Origin of the sequence: Gimesia fumaroli, from assembly GCF_007754425.1 — a bacterium.
GTDB lineage: Bacteria > Planctomycetota > Planctomycetia > Planctomycetales > Planctomycetaceae > Gimesia > Gimesia fumaroli.
Window position 1 is genome coordinate 2,488,402 of the sequence record NZ_CP037452.1, and the last position, 18,883, is coordinate 2,507,284.

Sequence of the window (18,883 nt, forward strand, 5' to 3'; positions counted from 1 at the left end):
GGATGTAGGATAACTGATGAATTCTGTTTTAGTGACCGGGGGAGCCGGGTTTCTGGGTAGTCACCTTTGTGATCGACTGATCCAACTGGGGAAAAACGTCATCTGCCTGGATAACTTCTTTACAGGCAGTAAGCAGAATATTGCGCATTTGATGGGCCATCCCCGGTTCGAACTGATGCGGCACGATATTGTGCATCCCATCTACCTGGAAGCCAGTGAAATTTATAATCTGGCCTGTCCTGCTTCTCCAGTGGCTTATCAGTACAACCCGATCAAAACCATCAAGACATCAACCGTAGGTATGGTGAATGTGCTGGGGCTGGCAAAACGCTGTCGAGCCAAGGTGTTGCACGCATCGACTTCTGAAGTGTATGGCGATCCGGCTGTCCATCCGCAGGTTGAAGAGTATTGGGGGCACGTCAATCCTCTAGGTCCCCGAAGTTGTTACGATGAAGGGAAACGCATCGCAGAATCGTTGTGTATGAATTATCACCAGGCACATCAGGTACCGATTCGGATTGTACGAATCTTTAATACTTATGGTCCGCGAATGGACCCGAACGACGGTCGGGTGATTTCCAATTTCATCAATCAGGCACTTCGGGGAGAACCCCTGACCATTTATGGTAACGGCGAGCAGACGCGTTCGTTCTGTTATGTTGACGATCTGATCGATGGCTTTCTGAAAATGATGGAGCAGGATGAGACCACCGGCCCCATTAATCTGGGGAATCCAGTTGAAAACAGTATGCTTGAACTGGCGGAAGCCGTTCTGCAGGTCGTTGATTCTGATTCACAGCTGGAGTACGAGGCTCTGCCGACCGATGACCCCCGGCAGCGTTGTCCCGATATCACCAAGGCACGGAACCTCTTGCAGTGGGAGCCTCAAGTTTCTTTGAAAGAAGGGCTGACGAAGACGGTTGCTTATTATCAGGACCTTATGAAGCAGGAAACAGCATGAGCCAGATACTGGTGACTGGTGCAGCCGGTTTTATCGGGTTTCACGTCACGTCCAAGTTGTTGTCCCTCGGTCATCAGGTGACGGGCGTTGATAATCTCAACAGTCACTATGATGTGCAGTTAAAGCAAGCCCGCATCAATCAGATTCAGCATGACTCGTCGTTTCAGTTTATTGAGACCGATATTACTGATACCGATTCAATGTTGCGTGTTTTCGACCAGGCGGCATTTGAAAAAGTGGTTCATCTGGCTGCAGAAGTCGGAGTGCGTAATTCGTTGCTCAAGCCGCTGGAGTATGTGCAAAGTAATGTTTTGGGCTTTGTCAATATATTAGAGCTCTGCAGAATCCATCAGGTGGCACATCTGGTTTACGCTTCCTCCAGTTCAGTTTATGGTGCAAATCGGAAAACGCCGTATTCCACGCATGATCGTGTAGATCATCCGGTCAGTCTGTACGCTGCGACGAAACGGGCCGATGAATTAATCGCCCATAGCTACAGTCATCTTTATGATTTGCCTACAACGGGGTTACGTTTTTTTACCGTTTACGGTCCCTGGGGGAGGCCTGATATGGCCGTCTTTCTGTTTACCAAGGCAATTCTGGAAGGGACGCCCATTAAAGTGTTCAATCACGGAAATTTAAAACGTGATTTTACTTATGTGGACGATATTGTGAACGGCGTATTGAGCGTGTTGGATGACATTCCGTCTCGGGATGAGGCAGCATCAACGGGCACGCCCGCTGAAACTGATGAACAGACCGAAGCGCCTTACCGGCTTTATAATATTGGGAACCACCAGCCAGTGGGACTCTCTCAACTAATCGATGTGATTGAACAGCGGATTGGCAAACCGGCGATTCGTGATAATTATCCGATGCAGCCCGGTGATGTGCTGGAAACGTATGCGGATATCTCCGAACTTCAGCAGGCAGTCGGTTTCTCTCCCTCCACTTCGATTGAGGAAGGCATTGATCGATTTGTAGAGTGGTATCTGTCTTACTACAGCTCAACTCAGTGAACTGACATCGCCTGTGCTCAGATTTGGTCAATAATTTGAGGGATCAGTCGTGCCAGTTTCTGGCCACCCTCGGCAGCGACTTTCAAGATTTTGCTGATATCAACCGGCTCCAGCGCGTCGGGCAGGCATAGGTCGGTGACTACTGAAAGGCCGAGCACTTTCATCGAGGCGTGGTTGGCTACGATGCATTCGGGAACCGTCGACATGCCGACACAGTCAGCGCCCATCAGTCGCAGCATGCGGTATTCTGCACGAGTTTCCAGATTGGGACCGGCGACAGCGACAAAGACCCCCGTTTGTGTACGAATCTGAAGTTCCAGTGCTTTTTGCTCTGCCAGATTGATTAAATCCCGGTCATATGGAGTACTCATGTCAGGGAAGCGAACGCCCAGGTGATCATCGTTGATCCCGCGTAACGGGTTGTCGCCCATCAGATTGATCTGATCTTCAATGATCATGATATCGGCCAGATGATACTGTGGATTCATCCCCCCGGATGCGTTGGTAATAATCAGAGTTTCGACACCCAGTGCCTGCATGACGCGGACAGGGAAAGTTACTTCTTTCATTGAGTAACCTTCGTAATAGTGAAATCGGCCTTCCATGGCAATAATCGGAGTTTCGTTCAACGTTCCGAATACGAGCTGTCCTGCATGCGATTCCACTGTGGAATGCGGGAAGTGAGGAATCGATTCATAAGCGATTGAAGCATCACGTTTGATTTGCTGGCTGAAGTCACCCAGCCCCGTCCCCAGGATTAAACCAATGCGGGGCATCTGCTGTATTTGAGGTTTCAGATATTCAATCGCATCATTGATTTTTTCGACCAATTCCTGCATGGGGGAGTACTCTTCCGTTGTAAATTTCAGGTGGCCGATGGTTGCAACAATACTCAGATGGCTGATAGAAGAGTAAGTTGTGTGGTGCAGACAGGGGGGGGAAAAAACAGTGGCTCGCCAAATCGTGAAATTATTGGCGAGCGCATTTCAAGTATGACTGATGTTATTTAAAAATCATCGTCGTCGTCATCAAAATCGTCGTCGAATTCGTCATCGAACTCATCCTCTTCTTCATCGTCGAATTCATCCTCTTCTTCTTCTTCATCGTCATCGAAATCATCGTCGTCGAAATCGTCATCGTCGATGTCTTCCAAGTCATCGAAGCCAATGTTTTCTTCGTCATCGTCGAGTGACATAAAGATGACAGCCGGTTCATCGGCGAATGTTTCAAGTTCTTCTTCAGGGGATTCGATTAGAGTTGAATCAGCTAATAACACAGTATGATCCTCGTGGTTTCCTGGTGAAATCTTTCCAAATTTCTTAATGGTTTTTTATCGATAATAAAAGCCCGATGTCAATAGTCAGTTGTAGGATACTGGCAAGAATCGAGGGGCTTTTCCAAGGAAATATGTTGTTCAGATATTTCCATTATTATATTTAATTTGCTTTGTCAAGTGCGAATAAAATGAACTGCCAATATATAGAGCTATTTCCGTCAGCACGGTCGAATCTCATGAGGAAAAAAACGCCGTTTTGAAGAAGTGGCACGAAAAAACAAGGTTACATGTAAAGGGATTTTCCAGAAAAATTGAGTGGTGATATAATGAATAGTCTGTTTGCCAGGCTTGAGTTAGCGCTATTTATCGAATCAGAAGCTGACATGTTTTTCACCAAATATTTAAAGAGACTTAACTCAGGGAAGGACCACCGCCAGAGCGTGAGGATGTGGGAGTGTCGCAGGGGGAACTTGGGATTTCAGGAGCGGTATGTGGCCCGTTTTAAACCGGTTTTATTGCAGTAAAGAAGCTCTGTGAGGACGCCTGGAGAGACGGTCAAAAAGGGAGTCAGGCTAGCTGATGGCACCGCCGCAACTGGAGCCTGCGCCCGCGGTGCAACCATAGCAGTGCTGATTCGTTACGATGTCCCTGGTTGCCAGATCTTGATAGTGAAAATCGCGAATGTGCTTTCGGGCAGGGACGGCAACGGGCAGGTTCAGCATCTGGTTAAAATCACAGTCGTAGAAGTATCCTTTCCAGTCGACTGAAATCAGGGAGCGGCACATCAGACCAGAAATCGTTACCGGGTTGAATGCGTTAACCAGACGCTCCATATATTCTTCTGTCCGACCCTGGCTGACCAGTTCGCTGAGAAAGCGGCTGATCGGCATGTTGGTGATTGTGATCAGGTTGGTAAATTCGATATCAAATCGTTCTTTCAGCTCGCGCCGGTAGGCTTGTTCCAATTGTGATTGATCTGGAGGCAGGGAGAATCCTACAGGGTTATAAACTAATGTCAGTTTGCGGGGGGAATCGGACTTTCCGTATCCGAGTGAATTCAATGCGTTCAAAGCCTGGATGGACTTTTGAAACGCCCCGTTTCCTCGTTGTGCATCAGTATTCTCTTCCAGGTAACAGGGGAGCGAAGCGACGATGTCGACTTGATGTTCGGCGAGAAATTCGGGCAGATCCTGAAAACCGGGGGCGAGCAGGATCGTCAGGTTGCATCGATCTATGACCTGTTTATTGAGTCTGGCCGCCTGTTTTACCATTTCCCGGAAGTGGGGGTTCATTTCAGGAGCCCCTCCGGTCAGATCCAGTGTCTGAAAACCGGGATGCTCCAGCGCGGTCAGGCACTGTCCTACCGTTTCACGGTCCATAATTTCTCTACGATCAGGTCCCGCATCGACATGACAATGATCGCAGGTCATGTTACAAAGTTTTCCCAGATTGACCTGCAGCGTCGTGATTGTGCTGGCCTGCAGTTTCGGAAGTTGATACTGCTCCAGTTGCTGGTTGAATGCAGGCTGTTGTGTTTCTTTATTGAGAATGCGCAGCTGCTCCCGGGGATCGGCCAGCTTACTATGTTGTCGGAGCAGGGTGAGTGGAGCCATAAGTCTTTCCGAAAACGGAGAATCAAAAAGCGAGGAGCTGCGTCGTCAGTCTATTTAGCAGCAATCACTGTCAGGGCTACAGCAGGAGTCCATAATCTGGCTGGTCAGATCATAGTTTTTCCCTTTGGTTTCCTGAGGGTGTCGCACGGCATTCCGCCGACAATCCATCTCTTGCGCCTCTTCGAGTGGAATGTTCTGATACGCTTCAATGGGAAAAAACTGCCCCTGGTAAGGTGCGGCTTGCAGAAGTTGGAACGTTTTATCGCAGACAGCAATGCGCTCTCCACGCGCATAAACATGACCATCGTCATCTTCGACTTTCTTGAAGGGTCCTTGATAGATCATCGCCTGATTACGTTCCAGGCAGGGGCCTTGTTTGCCTTTATAGGCGGATACCGTCACTGAACGAAATTCAATACCTTGGATTGTTTGCCAGGGTGTTTCTTCCCGTTTGAGAATTTGAATGCCATGGAAGCCGGCCTCCTCGAATGCTTTCAAGAAGGCATCTTCACGAAATGCCCCAGAGAGGCAACCTGACCAGAGTGTCGGATCCTCTCGCATTTGCTGGGGAACATCTTCATCGCAGACAATATCACTGATCACGGCTTTACCACCACGTTTTAACACGCGAAAGACTTCCTGCAGAAGCTGGCTCCGATCTGCTTCACGCACCAGGTTTAAAACACAGTTCGAGATCACACAGTCGACACTGTTGTTTTCGATCATCGGGGTTTCACGACGCAGGTGTTCTTCCAGGTTGCGCATTTCCAGCCAGCGGTCGTGATTGTCGATCGGATTGGCAGACAGTTCCTGATTGAGTTGATCCAGGTCCAGCTTTAAATCCTGTATTAGGCCACAGCGGAATTCGATATTTGAATATCCCAGTTGATCGGCCACCTGCTGTTGATATTTTCGGGCAAGTGCCAGCATCTCGGCATTGCAGTCAACGCCGATTACGGTTCCTTCGGGACCAACAATCTGTGAGGCGATATAACAAATTTTACCGCCCCCCGATCCCAGGTCGACCACCGTATCACCGGCAGACAGGTAAGGTGTCGGGTCGCCACAGCCGTAGTCGCGTTCCAGAATTTCATCGGGGATGATTGATAAATATTCCGGGTTGTATTCAACGGGACAGCAGAGAGCCTGCTCTTTCTGATTGGCAGCATTGGCGTAACGCGAGTAAACAGATTCTTCTTCAGTTGAACGAGCCTGCGTGTTTGCTGAATTCATGATGTTTCGAGTTCCTTTCAATTCCAATTTCCGTCTGTTGAATTCTCGTAAGAACCTGATCAATGCTTTTGTGTGAAAGCTGATTGTCTGAATAATCTAAAAGAGATGATAGTATAATCATGTCAGAGAATTCGAGAAACATTGTTGTTCCAGAGAGGGGACGACTTTTTGATGGTCGGATTATGGGTTAATATGGACGCGAAAACTGTGAAGCAAATCACATTTTACAGATTCGTATCAAAAAAATGAGGTTAATAACGGAAAATGGATTCAGAACATCAGATTTCCGTCATCATTCCAGTGCTGTACGGGGACGATTGCTGGAAGACGCTCATTGCCGATTTGACCTCGTTTCCAGATTCGTCAGAGTTTCTTTTCGTCTCAAATGGTGAACAGCCAGCCGAGTTTTCGGAGTTGATACATCAATTTCAGCTTGAGGAACGCAGCCACTGGTATCAGACTTTGGTTGGCAGAGCACATCAGATGAATTATGGTGCGGCTCAGGCGACTCGGCCTCACCTGTTGTTTTTGCATGCGGATTCAGGTCTGCGTGAAACCGGGATTCAAAGGCTGATCCAATCTTTGAAATCGCATCCCAACGCATTACATTATTTCAATTTGAAATTTCAGGATCAGAGTTTTTGCTTAATGCAGCTGAATACGTGGGGCGTATATTTTCGTTCGCATGTGTTAGGAATTCCTTTTGGAGATCAAGGTCTCTGTTTGAGTCGTGCTCTGTTTCAGGAGCTAGGCTGTTTCGATGAAAAAGCTTCGTACGGAGAAGACCATCTGCTGGTCTGGAACGCCAGACGAAAAGGAATTGCTTTACAATGTACGGGGGCTGCGATTTCAACCAGCGCCCGAAAATACCAGCAGCAGGGCTGGTTCAAAATGACCGTCAAACATCTTTGGCTGACGATTCGCCAGGCAGTCCCCCAGTTTTTACTTTTAATAAAAGAACGTATTGGTTCATGGTTTCAAGGCAAGGCGCCATCGTCATCTTCGTGAAGACTCCCGGGTTTTCACCTTTGAAAACCAGATTGGCACAAACAATTGGTCAAGCGCAGGCGGAGCAGTTTCATCGTCTTTCCGCAGCTGCGGTCGCGGCGGTCGTAAAGGAAGTGGCACAACAGAAACAGGTGACTCCCTACTGGGCAGTCGCGGAAGAAGCAGCGCTCCCAGATCCGTTATGGAATCAGTTTTCAACTATCTTTCAAGGAACAGGAAATCTGGGAACGCGTCTGGCGCACGTAAATCAGGTTCTCTCTGAGACACACGAATTTGTCATTTTTCTGGGAGCAGATGCTCCGCAGCTTCCGGTGGACTATCTGGCAGACGCCGTCGATCGGCTGGCAAACGTTGCAGAACATCCGCAGTTTGTGATGGGCCCTGCCGACGATGGCGGTTTTTATTTATTTGGTACTCCCATTTGTCTGTCTCGGGAAACGTGGCTTAATGTGCCTTATAGCGCTGCGAACACAGGAGAGATGTTGCTCGCGCAGCTGGAGGGGCAGGGGAACGTTTATCGGCTTCCTGTTCTGACTGACGTTGATACTGTGCAAGAGTTACAGACGATCATTCAGGAAGCAGGCGACGAAACGAGCTTAGAACCGGAACAACGACAGGTGCTGGATTGGATTCGGCAGCAAAATTTCCTAGAGTATTAGAGAGCGTTCCGATCTTGTTCGATCGTTTTCTCCAGTTCGGGGGCCGGTAATTCTTCAGAGCTTCCCTGGATCAACATATACAGCGAGCTGATCGCGAGCAGCGAGAGCAGGCAGCGTTTAAACACAACCGGATTAATGCGTGGCCCGACCAGTGTGCCCAGCTTCATTCCCAGAAAGACAAACGGGACAATGATCACGGAGGTTAATAGTTCCGGCGTTTGGGCAAAGCCCATTAACGCCAATCCGATGATGCGTGTGACAGAGATTAGAATGAAGAATCCGAAAATGAATCCTTTGTATTGGTCCTGCGTCCAAGGCTGACGAATCGCGTAGATGACAATCGGGGGGCCGGCGATACTGGTGGAACCAGCCAGGAAGCCGCTGCAAAAGCCGGCAAAGGTGCTCCAGATGGAAGAGGCTTTCGGGGGGCCTTCCACCAATTGGGGTGGTTTCTGGAAAAAGCCGTCGATAACGATCAAAAGAATCACCAGGCCTGTGCCACGTACAAGATAGTCGAGGTCAATCAGAGTGAATGTCAGCAGGCCTAAAGGCAGGCCGACCAGAGATCCCAGAATGGCGCCCGACAGAAGTTTGAGATCAGACTGCTTGCGATAGCCCCAGAAAATCCAGATCACAGGGAGTACGATGCTGAACGCGACCAGTAAATTCGCTTCGCGAAAATTGAGCACCAGCGGCAGGACCGCCATTGCGACGATGGCATAGCCAAAGCCGATGATTCCCTGAATAAACGCGGAAATGAACACAACGGAAAGTACGAATAACCACAACTGTGGGTCAGAAAACATCATTATTTTATACAAGTCAAATTGAGTCATCCAGTGTCATGACTCGGTAAAGCGGAGTGAACGCGGTGGGGAAGGTATTATTCCATCAGGGCGCTGCCTTTGGTTTCTTTTGCAAAGTAAGGCAGGATGGCACCGATGATATACAGCATGCTTAGGATCGTTGCTGTTTGCGCCATTGTATAGCCCCAGTCTTTCTGCATCCAGCCACCAATAAACAGAATGGGGGCTGCCAGAATACGGCCTGCATTAAAACAGAAGCCCGTTCCGGTTCCGCGCAGGCGTGTGGGGTATAATTCCGGGAAATAGATCGCATAGCCGGCATGCATCCCGAGTGTCAGAAACCCAAACACGGGCAAGAAACAACCAATGACCACAGTATTGCTCAGTACCTGGAACAGGATGATCGAACTGATGAGCCCGCCAACATGAAACAGGAAAAAGGCACCACGCCGCCCGAACCATTCACAGATCGGCCCAAATGCCAACAGACCGAGACCGCCGCCCGTCGTGGCGAGAAACATGCCCAGCATCTCCCATTTTTTCAAAGTCGGATTGATCGTTTCAAAATAGGCTTTTGTTTCTTCTGCAGGAACGTCAGGCTGATCTTGAAAGTGCTCGACGGCATAATCTGCTTTGACCGCATTTAAAAATACATTCTTGCCGTAAATGTGAACGCCCCAGAAAGTTGCCAGGCCAATCGCGGCCAGAAGTACGCCGATACAGGTACTCTTGATAAATTCTGGCAGGAGCAAATCAGAGATGGTTCCCATCTTCTGGCTGCTGTCCTCTTTCGCAGCTTCCTGGGCGTGTTGCCAGGACTCTGGTTCCTTCATGGAACGGCGGATCCAGATGATCAGAAATGAGGGCACGACCCCTAATGCAAATCCAATTCGCCAGGGAAGACTGGGGTGTCCTGCTTCTCTGGCATATTCCTGGATGCTTTCATTGCCGATGATAAATGCCCCCGCCAGAATTGCGAGGTAAGTTCCCAAAACACTGGATGCATGGAAAATACTGCCGACGCGGGCACGCGCTTTCGGGGGAAAGGATTCCGCCACCAGGGTACTGGCGACCGCCCATTCGCCACCGACGCCGAGTGCCACCAGAAAGCGGAAGCCGGCCAGTTGCCACCAGTCCTGTGAAAAGGCAGAGAGGCAGGTGAAAAACGAGTAGAACAGAATTGTCAGTGACATCGTTTTTTTACGACCAATCCGATCGCTTAAAGCACCAAAGCCAATTCCGCCCAAGGCACCACCGATCAGGAAGGCGCCGAGAGCAATATTATTATAAAGTGCCTGTTGCCCCTTGGTTGTCTCAGGGGCGACAAGAGAAGGCATTGCTTCGTTCATACTGGCAACGAAGATCTGCCCTTCGAAGACATCAAACACCCAGCCCAGGGAGGCAATTGTCAGGACAAGCCACTGGTAACGGGAAATCCCGTGGTACCACTTATCTTCTTTCAGTTCATTTGGCATCAGGCTGGCACTTTATCGTTAAGGTTTAAAAACATTGATCGGCGCTTTTCCGCTTAGTACGAGTCGCACGTCTTCGCACACGGAATCGACCACGCGCTCCTGGGCTTCTACAGTGAAGGCGGCGATGTGGGGCGTTAGGATGACATTTTCCATCTGGTTCAGCGGGCTTTGCTGCGGAGGTTCTGTTTCTCTGACGTCCAGTGCCGCCCCCGCCAGTTTGTGTTCCAGGAGTGCCTGAATCAGACCTTTTTCATCAACGACTTCCCCCCGTGAGGTGTTGATAAAACAGGCATCCGGTTTCATCTGAGAGAAGTGCGAATAGGTTAACATCTTTCGTGTATTGGGCGTTAACGGACTGTGACAGGAGACGACATCAGCTTCGGCCAGCAACTCATCCAGTGAGACGAGTTTCCCGCCAACTCTATTGAGCGCGGGGGCATCAGCGGCCAGGAAAGGATCTACCGCGATGATGTTCATACCAAAGGCGCGAGCGCGAGTCGCTGTCAGAGAGCCGATGCGGCCCATGCCGATCAGGCCAAATGTTTTCCCGTAGAGTTCAGAGCCGGTGAACTTGAGTCGATTCCAGCCACCTGTCAGAGTATCCTGCCGTGCTTCAGGAATTTTTCTCAACAAGGCCAGCATCAAGCCGATGGTTAATTCTGCTACGGACAGTGAATTCGCATCAGGAGTGAAGCAGACGGTGATTCCCTTTTCCTGGGCATATTCTGTGTCGACATTATCCAGGCCCACGCCAGACCGGGCAATGATTTTTAACTGCGGGGCGGCGTCAATGAGTTCCTGATTGACTTGCGTCTGGTTTCGGACAATCAGTGCTTTGGCATTCTGGAGCTTCTGCTTTAGCAAGTCTCGGTTCTGCCACAGATACGCGTCAAATTCGACATCGAGATCATCGATGAGACGAACCATGGATGCGCCCTGAATGTTCTCTGTTACCAGAATATCACTCATATTTCTACTTCCCGCTGTATGCGATTACCTTGGTTTTGTTGTTCAGACAAAAAGAGAGTAGTCAACGGGCTGATTGATGTTGATTGCCTGATCAGCCGGGGGGAGTTCATATTTTAATCCAGATGCGCAATTAAACAGGACGGCACTTTCATCCGGACTGACTCGCCCTGATTCCAGTTCCTGCTTATAAGCAGCATAGGTGGCGGCACCTTCCGGACACATCAGGAAGCCTTCTTTTTGAGAAGCTTCATCCAGTGCAGCCGTGATTTGCTCATCGTTGACGGCGGTGGCAAAGCCTTCGCTTTCTCTGACCGCACGTAAAATCAGGAAATCACCCACGGCGACGGGAACCCGAATTCCTGCTGCGACCGTATGTGCATTTTCCCAAAGTTCGGCGTGTTCTTTGCCTGCTTCATAGGCTTTGACCATCGGCGCACAACCGGTTGCCTGGACGGCGACCATCCGGGGTAGTTTGCCTTTGAGCCAGCCGATTTCTTTGAGTTCGTTGAAGGCTTTCCACATCCCGATCAGGCCGGTTCCACCGCCGGTCGGATAAAAGATGACGTCGGGTACCTGCCAGCCCATCTGGTCGGCCAGTTCCAATCCCATCGTTTTTTTTCCTTCGATGCGGTAGGGTTCTTTGAGGGTCGAGAAATCAAACCAGCCGACCGGTTCTTTGCCTTGTGCGACAATCTTGCCACAGTCATTGATCAGGCCGTTGACCCGCCAGACATGTGCTCCCTGAGCGGCAATTTCACGTACATTGATTTCAGGAGTATCGTCAGGACAAAAGATAAACGACTTCATGCCGGCCCGGGTGCCATAAGCGGCCAGCGCCGCACCAGCATTCCCATTGGTCGGCATGGCGACTTTGGTGACGCCCAGTTCTTTAGCCATCGAAACGGCCATACACAAGCCGCGGGCTTTGAAGGAACCTGTTGGCAGCCGTCCTTCGTCTTTGATCCAGACCGAGCCGTTGCCGCCCTGCAGGCGGGGGACCGGAATCAAAGGTGTGTGAATTTCACCCAGGCTTACAATATTTTCTGATTTGCGAACGGGGAGAAATTCACGGTACCGCCAGAGCGTTGCCGGGCGGGTTGCCAGATCTTCTTTCGAGACTGACTGGGCGAGCGCATTTAAATCATATTTGACCAGCAGCGGTTTGCCAGCCTTGGAAAGGCCGTGTAATTGATCTGCTGCATAGTGGTCATGTTCCATCCCACATTCGAGATGGGTGACAAAAGTTTGAGACTCCGGAAATGAATCGAGCATGGGGAGAAACCTGTTATCCAACTAAATATCAAAAACAATCAGATGGTAATTCATTATGAAAACATAATTCTGTTATCCAGCTATTGATCAAAATGTCAACCCATCGACGTTGTTGAATGTTTCTGGGGCGAGACACATGCGGTTTTAAGGTGACGAAAACGATGTTCACCGATTTACCCTTGAAGTGAGTCTGCCTGAATCATGATGTTCAGAAGTTATTTTTGTGCAAGAAAAAACGGCCACCCGGATTCAGGTGGCCGTTTGAAAATTCATTCGATTCAAATTTCCAACGGTTATTCGATCGGTCCTTCGACACCACCGGTATAGTGTTCACCAACCGGCTCTTCGCCATGCAGAACTTCAACCTGATAACCACCCTTGGAGCGGAAGTACAGGACCAGGATAAAATATCCAAAGGCCATGAAGAGAGGTACCAGAGCAGTGCACTTCAGCGCCATGCGACCTCCAAAAATACCAGCTTGATCAACGGGCTCTTTGTCTTCAGCGGCAAATTGCTCGGCACCCTGCCACCATTGATTCAGGCTCGAAATATAATCGTCTGTTTTTTTCTCTTTCTTGAGTTGCTCCACCTTTGCTTCCAGATCTTTACCGTCGTTATTTAGGATGCTCACCTTCGAACCATTCAGACCTTTGATCGCCGGGAAAAACAGGAAGCCGTTTTTGTCTTCAGCGGAATAACGCTCATACGCTTCCGGGGAGAGCTGTTCCAGTTTTTGGGTTGCGTAGTAATCCTGGTTATACCCGATTCCCGGTCCACCAAGCAGGCCGGCTGAGAGCATCCCGATGCCGCCCATCGCACCCATGGTAATCGCGCCCCCTTTAGGGAACCGCTCACCAACCACACCCAGCATCGTTGGCCAGAGGAAGGTTTTTCCCAGACCATACACGGTGACTGCGAGCCAGACCATAGCAGCCTGGGTAGAGCTTCCAATCATGTATAATCCCAATGCCCCGAAGCAGGCACTCATGCAAAGCAGGCCCAGTGGGTTAATTTTTTCCACAATTGGACCAGCAAAGAAACGCAGGATAAACATGATCAATGACGCATAGATAAACAGATACAGTCCCTGACCTTCTCCTTGTTTCTTCAGGATGGATTCAGTAATGCTGGCGATCCAGCTGTCGGTTCCCAGTTCGACATAACCGACACAGGCTTGTAATAAGAGTAAGAAGAGTAGCAAAGGACTGGCGAATGTCATCAGCATCTGTCCAAAGCTGACACCAGCTGATTTGGCTTCCGAAAGTGGGAATTTCTGCTTAATCACAATGAAACCGTAGATCAGAGTTGGAATCAGAAAGACCGCCATGGGATATTCCCAGCGAAGACCAGGAACACTACCTTTTAGTTTGACATAGACGGCTGCCACGATCCCGCCGACAATCAATCCGCCAGGCCAGCCAGCATGCAGGATATTCAGGTAGTGGGTTTTCTTTTTAGGATAGAGCGTGGCGACCAGCGGGTTGATCACGGCTTCACAGAGACCGTTGGCAACTGCGAACATAAACATTCCGATATACAGGCACCAGTATGTCGCATCTTTACCCATCGCGTGAAAAATGGGAGTGGCTGCGAACGTAATCAACGCGGAAAGAACATGCAGAATAAACGCCAGCAGCAGAATCGGTTTATAACCAACATTATCCGTGATCAGACTGGCTAACAGAATTACAATACCAAAACCGACGAGTCCCCCACCGGTAATCGTACCCAGGTCGAATTTGGTAAACCCGTACTGGGCTCCCCAGTCTGCCAGGATGCCTCCTCGAATTGCGAATCCCACGCCGGCGGCGATGAGCGTCATAAAGCTCGCAATAAACAGTGGTTTGTTGTTATTCATAGCTGCGACTTCTTTGATTGAACAGGGCGAGTAAGTAAGTGCAATGTGTATTACAAGAATTGCGTATTCAGAAGCGAAAAGATCGAATGCAGATCAGGAATGGATGCTTCGAATGGTCTTGATCACACGACAATAACGTACAACAGGCTTTCGTCTAAACAATAATGATTTCGTGAAAACCGTGTTATGTTTTTATCAGCAACGCCAGATTCTAACCAACCGTGATCAGGATTTCCACAATACATATGTCGGAATGCGAATGTTTGTGAGAATCGACCAACTTACACAGAAGAGGTGTTTTTTAACTTGCGTAAAATAAGTAATCGTTCCCGCCGCTCTGCTTCCACCCCATCAGGCAGGCTCAATTTCTGATCGGAGCGAGTCAGCATGAGTAGCCGCTGCCAGTGATCAAAGCCCATGCGTTTTCTGGACCAGCTCATCCGTTGCCAGATCTGCAGAAAGCATTGACGAATCAGATAGTCTGGAACATCCTGGAAGACGTCGCAGTTTAAGCGCCAGGTTTCCTGGTTTTGATCTAACGTCGCTTCTGACAGAATCTGATCGACTTGTTCTGCGAGGACTGCAGTGACTTCTTCTGCCTGATGCGCGAGCCGATGGACGGCTTGTGCGACATTGGGGTTAAACTCTTTTTTTAATAAGGGAATTAATTGATGCCGAATCCGGTTACGGGTGAAGCTCAGGTCGCTGTTGGACGCATCCGTGCGAAAGTCTTGACCGCAGTCTTTTAAATATTGCAGTACGTCATCGCGACTGAGTTCCAGCATCGGACGGATCAGAAACAGGCCTTTTGGGAGCGAGCGAATACGGGGAATTCCTCTCAGGCCGGCAATTCCCGTTCCCCTGATCAGGTGATGTAATACCGTCTCGGCCTGATCGTCTCGCGTGTGCGCGACGGCAATTTGTGTGCATCCCTGTTCGAAGGCCACACGGGCTAAAAACTCATAGCGTGCTTTGCGGCTGACTTCTTCCAAACCTTCATTTGATTCCTGTCGTGTCAGATGCAGTTCCTGCTTTTCAGTCACAAAAGGAAGAGAGAGCCGTTCGCATTCCTGACCCAGCCAGGCGGCATCCGCATCGGAAATCTCTTCCCGTAAGCCATGATTCAGATGGGCGACTACCAGAGATTCCGGAGGCGTAGTAACGGCATTGGGCTTGGTGAGCTGGGCTAACGCCCGCATCAAAGCGACACTGTCTGCCCCACCTGAGACCGCAATCAGCGTACAATTCTCGTTTGAATTGAGGGGTGGACTAATGTTTTTTTCTGCTGAGAGTTCCGCATCAATTCGCCGCTGGCATTCGAGCAAACCCTGTTTCACTGCTTGGACAAACTGATGCATCGGAAAACGGGAATTCTGAAAAGTGAGTAAGATTTTGAAAAGTGCAGTGTGGAAGGCTTCAGTTTGAGATTGGACTTTCGGCCAATATTTCCAACTATATACTATCGAAACCAGAAATGTCTTGTTACCATAAAAAAGGATTTTTACGAGAAGTTTCCACTGTCATTCCAGTTACGCGTATTTTCATCTCATCCTTCCAGGGGCATTCAATACTCAAGAATGAGAAGATGTTGATCGTTTTTTGCTGGATGTCGCGGAGTTTGCTTTTCATAATAGTTTCATTGTTTTTTTACTTTTAAGTTTCCTTTGGGCATTTCTTATGCTTGATGGGGAGCATTGTCGCAGAGACTGGTTTTGATTTGAACAATCAGTGGCTGTGATTTACGAGTTTCTAAAGTAGTCCCAGGTTCGGTTGAATTGGAGAATCAACAATGTTTGGTATTCTCAATGAGACAATTCTTGCAATTTATGTTCTTCTCACCAAATGGGTGAGGGTATTGCCGACGCTGCTTCGTTCACGGGAGCCTTCTCAATTGACGAGAGCTCACATTCTGGATGCTGAGTCATTGACTCAGCTGGCTCAGAAAAGCGAGATTGTGCGTCGTCTGTTGTCTTATTTGGGAGTCGAGTTACGGTTGCGCGTGCCAGTCAAGGTGCGCTCTGACCGACGGTGCTTTAAACGTCGTTAAGCTGAAATAAGCACGGGCCATAGTTTGTTGTAAGTGTATCACCTTGATCTGGATTGCTTAAAATTAAAGTATGTCAATAGATTTCATTTCTTCTTTCGGACATATTCGATTTGGGAACTCTCTGACGCTCCTGTCATTCTAAAGAAATTCCTGACAACATGATTCGTACTTAGCTGGTCTGATCCTGAAACAGGTGAGGGCAGGGAGGTGCGATTTTGTCTCTGTTGTATTACCAACGCCAAATGGTATTTGACAGGAAGGGGGCTTTTCACCATAGGCGCATAGGAAGCACCTGGAATATGTTTACTCAAGTCGCTATTGGGTCTGCTCTGGCCTTCATTGTCGGGGCCGTCATTGGTTATTTCATAGACCGCATTCGCCGCGGATCTGCTTACCAGTCTTATGCTCAGATTTTGAAACAGGCGGAACTCGATTCGGAAAATCTGCTCAAAAGCCAGAAATTGGAAGCCAAAGAAGAATTATTGAAGCGTCGGGAATCGCTTGAGGAAGAAGTCAATAAGCAGCGTGAAGAGCTGTGGGCCGTTGAAAAGAAGCTTAGCAAGCGAGAGAACGCGTTAGAGGATCAACAGGCAGACTTCCTCAAAAAAGAAGCGATGATACAGACAACCCAGTCCAAGCTGGCATCCCGTTCCAAAGCGGTCGAAGCCCGAGAGCAGGAGTTGGAACGGGCTCTGAAAAAACAGCAGGAAGAGTTATTTAAAATCAGTGGTCTCGATCGGGAAACCGCATCGCAAATGCTGCTGGACCGTCTGGATAAAGACCTCAAAAATGAGACGGGTGCACTCATTCTGAAGCATCAGAATGAACTGAAACAAAGTTGTGACAAAATTGCCCGCGAGACCATCGGCATGGCAGTGCAGCGGTTTGCTTCAGGACATGTTGCAGAAACCACCGTTTCCACTGTCGATTTACCTGAAGAAGAGATGAAAGGCCGGATTATCGGTCGCGAGGGGCGCAATATTCGTGCGTTTGAAAAAGCGACCGGCGTGGATGTGATCGTCGATGATACGCCCGGAGTGGTTGTGGTCTCTGCCTTTGACAATGTCCGGCGACAGATCGGAAAAATGTCGCTACAGAAACTGGTCAACGATGGGCGAATTCACCCGGCACGCATTGAAGAAGTCGTCGAGGAAACTCAGAAAGAACTGGAAGAATACATTCAGACTATGGGGCAGAGTGCCTGCCAGGAAGTGAATATTTCTGGTGTGAATCCAAAAATTGTCGACTTGCTGGGGCGATTGCATTTCCGAACCAGCTACAGTCAAAATGTATTACGGCATTCGATTGAGGTGTCTGCTTTGACCGGGATTATGGCAGAGCAACTGGGCCTGGATGGAACGATTGCCCGTCGCTGTGGCTTGTTTCATGACATTGGAAAAGCGGCCGACCATGAAATGGAAGGCGGTCACCCTGCTGTCGGGGCGCAGTTATTAAAACGTTATGGCGAGTCGCAGGAAGTCGTGCATGCCGCCGCCGGACATCATGATGATATCCGGCCCGACTATATCTATACCGTGCTGGTCGCTGCTGCCGACGCCTGTTCGGCATCGCGTCCCGGGGCTCGTCGCGATACTTTGGAAAAATACGTGCGTCGTCTGGAAGAGCTGGAAACACTCGTATGTGGTTTTCCGGGAGTGGATCATACCTATGCGATTCAGGCAGGCCGCGAAGTCCGCGTGATTGTGGATGCCGACCAGGTGAACGACCGCGAAGCAGCAAAGATGTGCAAGGATATCGCCAAAGCCATTGAAGATACGTTGACCTATCCGGGTGAGATTCGCGTCACCGTGATGCGGGAATCACGTACGGTCGAGTATGCCCGTTAATCAAAAAGACAGAGTTCCCCGTCAGCGGGGTAACTGAGATTGCATCAGCGCCGCGATGGCTTGCGAGTCATCGTGGCGTTGCTCTTTTAAGGCCTTGATGACTTTTTCCCGCCGCTCCACGGGATGGTTCTGGCTCAGTTTGAATTTGCCTTCGATACGTTCAATCTCAACTTTAAAGCCGACGATGCCTTGCAGGAGTTGATCGATGAAATCCGGGTCTGCATTCTGCATCGACCACGGAGTTTTCTCAGACGCTTCATAGAATGTCACTGTTTTTTCGATGACGGCTTTTAATTCATCAGGATCATCAATCGCAGAATATCGGCCATAAACATGCACGGCCTGATAATTCCAGGTAGGTACCGTGTTGGCCGCTTCATACCAGGTGGGAGAGATGTAGGCGTGGGGACCATGAAAAATGGCCAGTACCTGCTCTTGTTGTGTTGTTTTGTTTTGAGGATTGACCTTGGCAAAATGTCCCAGAAGTTGCCCCTGTTTTCCCGTATTGCGATCCAGCAGGAGCGGCAGGTGACTGGCGAGTGGCCCATGATTCTGTTGAGTGACCAGTGTCGCAAAACTATGTTGCTCTAGAAATTGATGCAGTACGTTAAGGTCTGTTTCGGCAAAAGAAGCAGGCACATACATCGATAGCGCTCCGTTAGAATATTTTCTGAATCAAGAATCCGGGAATCACTCGCAAATTTGTAGATTGTATCTGGTTTGATCGGCAATGGTTACAGGACAACTTTTTCGAGAGACAGGTTCAACAGAGGGGAGATTGGGGTAACGTATGCAGTCGCTAAATTGGGCAAACCTGAACCGCCGAAACGCAGCTTTTC

16 protein-coding genes are annotated in these 18,883 nt (G+C 49.3%); 5 read left to right on the plus strand and 11 right to left on the minus strand.

The window, feature by feature from the left end; all coding sequences use genetic code 11:
• Positions 1–16: 16 nt before the first annotated feature.
• Both Enr17x_RS09550 and Enr17x_RS09555 read left to right on the plus strand, forming a co-directional pair.
• Positions 17–961, plus strand: a complete 945-nt coding sequence (locus tag Enr17x_RS09550) for a UDP-glucuronic acid decarboxylase family protein (RefSeq protein WP_145308140.1) — start codon at positions 17–19, stop codon at positions 959–961.
• The gene (locus Enr17x_RS09555; RefSeq protein ID WP_145308142.1) at positions 958–1,980 is read left to right on the plus strand and encodes an NAD-dependent epimerase/dehydratase family protein; all 1,023 of its coding nucleotides are present in this window, start codon (positions 958–960) and stop codon (positions 1,978–1,980) included. Before Enr17x_RS09550 ends, Enr17x_RS09555 begins: the two co-directional genes overlap by 4 nt.
• Before the next feature lie 17 nt (positions 1,981–1,997).
• Here the strand turns inward: Enr17x_RS09555 and Enr17x_RS09560 are convergent, their stop codons facing one another.
• The 4 genes from Enr17x_RS09560 to Enr17x_RS09575 form a co-directional block, all read right to left on the minus strand.
• The gene (locus tag Enr17x_RS09560; RefSeq protein ID WP_145308144.1) at positions 1,998–2,819 is read right to left on the minus strand and encodes a purine-nucleoside phosphorylase; all 822 of its coding nucleotides are present in this window, start codon (positions 2,817–2,819) and stop codon (positions 1,998–2,000) included.
• A gap of 167 nt (positions 2,820–2,986) precedes the next feature.
• Positions 2,987–3,256: a hypothetical protein gene (locus tag Enr17x_RS29550; RefSeq protein ID WP_198001068.1), complete on the minus strand. Its 270-nt coding sequence runs from the start codon at positions 3,254–3,256 to the stop codon at positions 2,987–2,989.
• 572 nt (positions 3,257–3,828) lie between these two features.
• Positions 3,829–4,869: an arsenosugar biosynthesis radical SAM (seleno)protein ArsS gene (gene arsS / locus Enr17x_RS09570; protein ID WP_145308146.1), complete on the minus strand. Its 1,041-nt coding sequence runs from the start codon at positions 4,867–4,869 to the stop codon at positions 3,829–3,831.
• A gap of 54 nt (positions 4,870–4,923) precedes the next feature.
• On the minus strand, positions 4,924–6,102 hold the full coding sequence (locus Enr17x_RS09575) for a methyltransferase domain-containing protein (protein ID WP_145308148.1): 1,179 nt from the start codon (positions 6,100–6,102) through the stop codon (positions 4,924–4,926).
• A 264-nt stretch (positions 6,103–6,366) separates the two neighbouring features.
• Between Enr17x_RS09575 and Enr17x_RS09580 the strand changes: the two genes are divergently transcribed.
• Both Enr17x_RS09580 and Enr17x_RS09585 read left to right on the plus strand, forming a co-directional pair.
• Positions 6,367–7,110: a TIGR04283 family arsenosugar biosynthesis glycosyltransferase gene (locus Enr17x_RS09580; protein WP_145308150.1), complete on the plus strand. Its 744-nt coding sequence runs from the start codon at positions 6,367–6,369 to the stop codon at positions 7,108–7,110.
• Complete coding sequence (locus tag Enr17x_RS09585; RefSeq protein WP_198001069.1) at positions 7,074–7,769, plus strand: TIGR04282 family arsenosugar biosynthesis glycosyltransferase; 696 nt, start codon at positions 7,074–7,076, stop codon at positions 7,767–7,769. The genes Enr17x_RS09580 and Enr17x_RS09585 overlap by 37 nt, the downstream gene beginning before the upstream one ends.
• On the opposite strand, the gene Enr17x_RS09590 is transcribed toward Enr17x_RS09585, so the two are convergent.
• The 6 genes from Enr17x_RS09590 to tilS form a co-directional block, all read right to left on the minus strand.
• Positions 7,766–8,578, minus strand: a complete 813-nt coding sequence (locus tag Enr17x_RS09590; protein WP_198001070.1) for a sulfite exporter TauE/SafE family protein — start codon at positions 8,576–8,578, stop codon at positions 7,766–7,768. The two genes, Enr17x_RS09585 and Enr17x_RS09590, sit on opposite strands and share 4 nt — an antisense overlap.
• 74 nt (positions 8,579–8,652) lie before the next feature.
• Positions 8,653–10,050: an MFS transporter gene (locus tag Enr17x_RS09595; RefSeq protein WP_145308155.1), complete on the minus strand. Its 1,398-nt coding sequence runs from the start codon at positions 10,048–10,050 to the stop codon at positions 8,653–8,655.
• An 18-nt stretch (positions 10,051–10,068) separates the two neighbouring features.
• Positions 10,069–11,019 carry a hydroxyacid dehydrogenase gene (locus Enr17x_RS09600; protein WP_145308157.1) on the minus strand — a complete coding sequence of 317 codons (951 nt, stop codon included), beginning with the start codon at positions 11,017–11,019 and terminating at the stop codon, positions 10,069–10,071.
• A gap of 42 nt (positions 11,020–11,061) precedes the next feature.
• On the minus strand, positions 11,062–12,291 hold the full coding sequence (locus tag Enr17x_RS09605) for a threonine synthase (RefSeq protein ID WP_145308159.1): 1,230 nt from the start codon (positions 12,289–12,291) through the stop codon (positions 11,062–11,064).
• A gap of 293 nt (positions 12,292–12,584) precedes the next feature.
• Positions 12,585–14,150, minus strand: a complete 1,566-nt coding sequence (locus Enr17x_RS09610; protein ID WP_145308161.1) for an MFS transporter — start codon at positions 14,148–14,150, stop codon at positions 12,585–12,587.
• A 281-nt stretch (positions 14,151–14,431) separates the two neighbouring features.
• Positions 14,432–15,508, minus strand: a complete 1,077-nt coding sequence (tilS, locus tag Enr17x_RS09615) for a tRNA lysidine(34) synthetase TilS (protein WP_145308163.1) — start codon at positions 15,506–15,508, stop codon at positions 14,432–14,434.
• A gap of 988 nt (positions 15,509–16,496) precedes the next feature.
• Between tilS and rny the strand changes: the two genes are divergently transcribed.
• Positions 16,497–18,044 (plus strand): ribonuclease Y, encoded by a 1,548-nt coding sequence (gene rny / locus Enr17x_RS09620; protein WP_145308164.1) that lies wholly within the window; start codon positions 16,497–16,499, stop codon positions 18,042–18,044.
• 21 nt (positions 18,045–18,065) lie between these two features.
• Here rny and Enr17x_RS09625 read toward each other — a convergent pair whose 3' ends face one another.
• Positions 18,066–18,689, minus strand: a complete 624-nt coding sequence (locus Enr17x_RS09625; protein ID WP_145308166.1) for an FMN-binding negative transcriptional regulator — start codon at positions 18,687–18,689, stop codon at positions 18,066–18,068.
• Positions 18,690–18,883 lie beyond the last annotated feature (194 nt).

What these genes read in the sequence shown, in the direction of transcription:
- Enr17x_RS09580 (WP_145308150.1), top strand. Translation starts at nt 6,367, where the DNA reads ATGGATTCAGAACATCAGATTTCCGTCATCATTCCAGTGCTGTACGGG.
- Enr17x_RS09625 (WP_145308166.1), bottom strand. Translation starts at nt 18,689, where the DNA reads ATGTATGTGCCTGCTTCTTTTGCCGAAACAGACCTTAACGTACTGCAT.
- Enr17x_RS09595 (WP_145308155.1), bottom strand. Translation starts at nt 10,050, where the DNA reads ATGCCAAATGAACTGAAAGAAGATAAGTGGTACCACGGGATTTCCCGT.
- tilS (WP_145308163.1), bottom strand. Translation starts at nt 15,508, where the DNA reads ATGCATCAGTTTGTCCAAGCAGTGAAACAGGGTTTGCTCGAATGCCAG.
- Enr17x_RS09605 (WP_145308159.1), bottom strand. Translation starts at nt 12,291, where the DNA reads ATGCTCGATTCATTTCCGGAGTCTCAAACTTTTGTCACCCATCTCGAA.
- Enr17x_RS09575 (WP_145308148.1), bottom strand. Translation starts at nt 6,102, where the DNA reads ATGAATTCAGCAAACACGCAGGCTCGTTCAACTGAAGAAGAATCTGTT.
- Enr17x_RS09585 (WP_198001069.1), top strand. Translation starts at nt 7,074, where the DNA reads ATGGTTTCAAGGCAAGGCGCCATCGTCATCTTCGTGAAGACTCCCGGG.
- Enr17x_RS09600 (WP_145308157.1), bottom strand. Translation starts at nt 11,019, where the DNA reads ATGAGTGATATTCTGGTAACAGAGAACATTCAGGGCGCATCCATGGTT.
- Enr17x_RS09555 (WP_145308142.1), top strand. Translation starts at nt 958, where the DNA reads ATGAGCCAGATACTGGTGACTGGTGCAGCCGGTTTTATCGGGTTTCAC.
- Enr17x_RS09590 (WP_198001070.1), bottom strand. Translation starts at nt 8,578, where the DNA reads ATGATGTTTTCTGACCCACAGTTGTGGTTATTCGTACTTTCCGTTGTG.
- Enr17x_RS09610 (WP_145308161.1), bottom strand. Translation starts at nt 14,150, where the DNA reads ATGAATAACAACAAACCACTGTTTATTGCGAGCTTTATGACGCTCATC.
- Enr17x_RS09550 (WP_145308140.1), top strand. Translation starts at nt 17, where the DNA reads ATGAATTCTGTTTTAGTGACCGGGGGAGCCGGGTTTCTGGGTAGTCAC.
- rny (WP_145308164.1), top strand. Translation starts at nt 16,497, where the DNA reads ATGTTTACTCAAGTCGCTATTGGGTCTGCTCTGGCCTTCATTGTCGGG.
- Enr17x_RS09560 (WP_145308144.1), bottom strand. Translation starts at nt 2,819, where the DNA reads ATGCAGGAATTGGTCGAAAAAATCAATGATGCGATTGAATATCTGAAA.
- arsS (WP_145308146.1), bottom strand. Translation starts at nt 4,869, where the DNA reads ATGGCTCCACTCACCCTGCTCCGACAACATAGTAAGCTGGCCGATCCC.